This window comes from Lentihominibacter sp., from assembly GCF_046951855.1.
Lineage (GTDB): Bacteria > Bacillota > Clostridia > Peptostreptococcales > Anaerovoracaceae > Lentihominibacter > Lentihominibacter hominis.
This window is the reverse complement of the sequence record NZ_JBKTXS010000064.1, coordinates 1-3,355: the sequence shown is the minus strand read 5'-3', so window position 1 is coordinate 3,355 and position 3,355 is coordinate 1. Positions and strand designations below refer to the sequence as shown.

Annotated in this window: 6 protein-coding genes; 1 reads left to right on the top strand and 5 read right to left on the bottom strand. The window is 37.1% G+C overall.

Going from position 1 to position 3,355, the window contains the following annotated elements:
• The 4 genes from ACLR96_RS10150 to ACLR96_RS10135 all read right to left on the bottom strand — a co-directional run.
• On the bottom strand, positions 1-487 hold a 487-nt coding region (locus ACLR96_RS10150), incomplete at its 3' end, for a hypothetical protein (RefSeq protein ID WP_412265858.1).
• Positions 484-798 (bottom strand): hypothetical protein, encoded by a 315-nt coding sequence (locus ACLR96_RS10145; RefSeq protein ID WP_177269852.1) that lies wholly within the window; start codon positions 796-798, stop codon positions 484-486. The genes ACLR96_RS10150 and ACLR96_RS10145, both read right to left, overlap by 4 nt.
• Positions 799-825: 27 nt before the next feature.
• Entirely contained in the window at positions 826-1,617 is a 792-nt protein-coding gene (locus tag ACLR96_RS10140; RefSeq protein ID WP_177269854.1) for a putative ABC transporter permease, read from the bottom strand.
• A gap of 117 nt (positions 1,618-1,734) precedes the next feature.
• Positions 1,735-2,277 (bottom strand): DUF6512 family protein, encoded by a 543-nt coding sequence (locus tag ACLR96_RS10135; RefSeq protein WP_177269856.1) that lies wholly within the window; start codon positions 2,275-2,277, stop codon positions 1,735-1,737.
• 144 nt (positions 2,278-2,421) lie between these two features.
• On the opposite strand from ACLR96_RS10135, the gene ACLR96_RS10130 reads away from it, so the two are divergent.
• Positions 2,422-2,580 (top strand): hypothetical protein, encoded by a 159-nt coding sequence (locus ACLR96_RS10130; protein ID WP_177269858.1) that lies wholly within the window; start codon positions 2,422-2,424, stop codon positions 2,578-2,580.
• Here the strand turns inward: ACLR96_RS10130 and ACLR96_RS10125 are convergent.
• The coding region (locus ACLR96_RS10125; protein WP_412265855.1) for a substrate-binding domain-containing protein at positions 2,577-3,355 on the bottom strand (779 nt) is incomplete at its 5' end. The two genes, ACLR96_RS10130 and ACLR96_RS10125, sit on opposite strands and share 4 nt — an antisense overlap.

Below are 3,355 nucleotides of genomic sequence, written 5' to 3'. Positions count from 1 at the left end.
TTTTCTGCCCCTGCAGCACACAAAAGTATGTTTCCGCCGACTCCGTCCTGCATTTTTCAGCAGGAATATCAAAGGATGCCCACGGGACCAACGATTTTTCTCTGAAAATCATCTCAGCTAAATCTCTTCTCAGCTTACTTATTCTTTCTTCCGCTTTTTCAATCTTGTCACATATCTCTATACTTTGGGAAATTACTTTTTCCTCTGTAAGTTCTTTATACGTAATAAAGGGTCGTTTCTTAAAAAGATTTTTCTCTGCGGAAAATTTTTTTAAAACGGTAATTCCGTTCTCTATTCTATTAATCAGTTCTTCCTCTTTTGAAATGTCAGATATTTCACATTCCTCCAAAACATGTTTTATCTCATCCGGTACTACAGACTGTGCATGGATCGGTTGTATGACTCCACATTTCAAAATATCTTCCACAACATCATCTGTCTGATCTTTCACGCTGTAGATGCAGATTTTCTCCATCCTTTCTATCATATACTGCCCATGATCCTTTCAACGATTCTATCAGCTGCTTCATCTATTTTATGCTCAGCTGACATCATAATCTGTCCGGCTCTTTCATCTGCTTCTTTTATTTTTTCTGCAGCAGCCTCGGCGGTTTCTTCCTCTGCCTGCTTTATCATGAGCGCTGCACTTCTGCCGGCACTGGCTACAGTATCATCTACATATTTTTTTCCTTTTTCTCTTACTTTCTTAAGGTTATATTCCGCTTCTGATACAGCTTCGGCTTTTAATTCTGCAGCCTTCTTTTCAGCTGCTCTTATTTTATCTACAACTTCCTTCATACATCTATCCCCTTTATACTCTTTTTTCTATCTCTTATTTTCCCGACTTTTCATTTTTGTTTTCATATCTTTTTTTGCTTCTTCAAATTTTTTCTTCCCTGTTTCTATCGACCTTTCCAAATAACGCTCTAAATTTTCCTTAAAAGGCTTGTCTGTCTTAAATGCAAGTATAAAACTTCCTTTTTCCTTTAACTCTTTTCTCTGCTCACTTATAAAGTGTTTCAATTCCTCATACTTAACAATAAATTGATTGTCTACGGCAAATTTTCTGATTTTAACCGATAGCTGCAAAGTATAACACAAATCTACTAAAAAAACTCCGAAAAACAGTCCGATAAAAAAAGAAAATGTCAGATGTGCAGAAAGCCAGTCCACCCAGTTTTCCACACGTGTATTTATCGTAAAATAGTAAACCGATCCCAAAACTCCCCATATGACAGTGAACTTCAGGCATATCACGCCTTTTATATTAAACTTCTCCCCACTGTAATCCCATAATTTTACATTCATTCCTTTTACAAATATAAGACCGGCTATAAATTCTATTATGGTCATTATTATTGCCATTATTAAAAAAATAATAAACACATCTATAAAGATATTGCCGGTAACGAGCAATTTTATTACGTGAGATACTTCATACATACCCCAAAGACCAAATCCATATAAAGGGAGATAAGGACCTGCGAGAAAACCCGGATTTATCCAGTTTCTTCTCGGGTTATTTTTTGAAACAAAACGTCTAAACAGTAACTCCATACACCATCCGAGACAACTTCCTATAAAGAATAAAAAAGCAAACAGTAAGAATTCGTTCATTATATATCCTCCTCTTTGAATATGTTTTCTAATTATTATATATTTTTATTATATAAAAAAACAATTTCAAAAGCAAAATAATACCCGGATCTTTTATAAAAGATTCGGGTATTACAATCATATGCCATATTTTCCGGTGACAGGATCCTGAAATAGCCCTATACTGGGAGGCTCATAAGTAAATATCATAAATAATACAGCCAACGCCATTAACGCTGCCAGAGAACATACAGAAAGAAAAGATGTGTCTGCCTCTGACAGCTCTCCGGAATTTTTATTTTTCATCATCATATATCCAATCACATATACGGCAGCTACTCCCATCAAAAATACAGTTATATCAGCAGCCAAGAAATTATATCCCAATACACCTGAATAAGTATAAAATGCTGCTACTATTATTATCATTCCAGACAACAAAGAAACCAATCTTATAAAAAGAAAATTCTCAGTTTTTCTGCCGTATACAAAATATTCCAAAGCCGTAAGAGCTGCCACCGGCCAAAACAATAATTTCAAATGTTCCCACGTGCTTTCATTTACAGCACTTACAAAAGACCATCCTTTCCCCCCAAGCCATTCATACGTAAAATGAAGCAGCGATCCGCCAGCAGCAGCTACTGCTGCAAACAATACAGAAAAAATCTTTATTCTGCTCAATTTGATACACCTCTTATCATAATAATCTTAAATCTCTATTTGATTATATGCAGAAGTACCAATATGGATATTGTTTTTTGTGTGAAACCCTATATAATATATAAATATATATCGTTATCAGAATTTTTAAGTAAGGATGAAAATATGTTCAAATTGACAACTATATTGGGAGCTTTAATCATGGGACTGGCAGGTTATCTTTTCGGTTATAAATTCACTGCAAGCAAATCAAAATCCCTTGCCATAGGCTTTTTTGTTTTCCTTATACTCGTCGGAATTAAACTTTTTATAGCAGCCAACTAAACCAAAACTATTCTGCCTGAAGCATCACTTGTGTATCCGCCCAGACGGTCAAGCTCTTTTTTGAATTCCGGGCTTTTTATAATATCTGTAAATGCTTTGATGTGAGGCAGCTCCAGAAATCTTACGGGCGCTGCAAAATCATACTCTTCATATGCCACCTCTATAAAATCCAGTCCCATGGCTCTTGCCGCCGACAGCACGCCCATTCCCGCATCGGCACTTTCGCTGGCCACAGCTGCTGCCACCGCCATATGAGTTGCCATTTCCCTGTCATATCCGTTTATTTTCTCACTGTCCAAGCCCAGCTGTTTAAGCTTGTAATCCAGCAGCACTCTGGTGCCTGCACCTCTCTGTCTGTTGACATATCTTACATCAGGATTTTCCAGATCCTCTATGCCTTTTATACCTAAAGGATTGCCCTTCTTGACCATTATTCCCTGAATTCTGTTAACTCCCTTTATTATGGCCATAGGCTCCTTAAACAAACGCTTTACATAAGGTACATTGTACTGCCCTGTTTCTTCGTCCAGCAAATGTATTGGAGCCATATGCGCCTCGCCGCGCTTCAGAGACATCAGTCCGCCCATACTGCCTACATGAGTGCTGGAAACAAACATATTGTTATATTTTCCCGGCATCATATCAGCTGTTATATCAAGAATAAGATCGTGACTCCCTATTATGACGATAGTGTTTTCCACTTCATTTTTATTCCTGTAAAGCTCTATTTTTACCTTTTCCCCTGCTTCCACGCCTTCACTGCTCTGCTCTATTA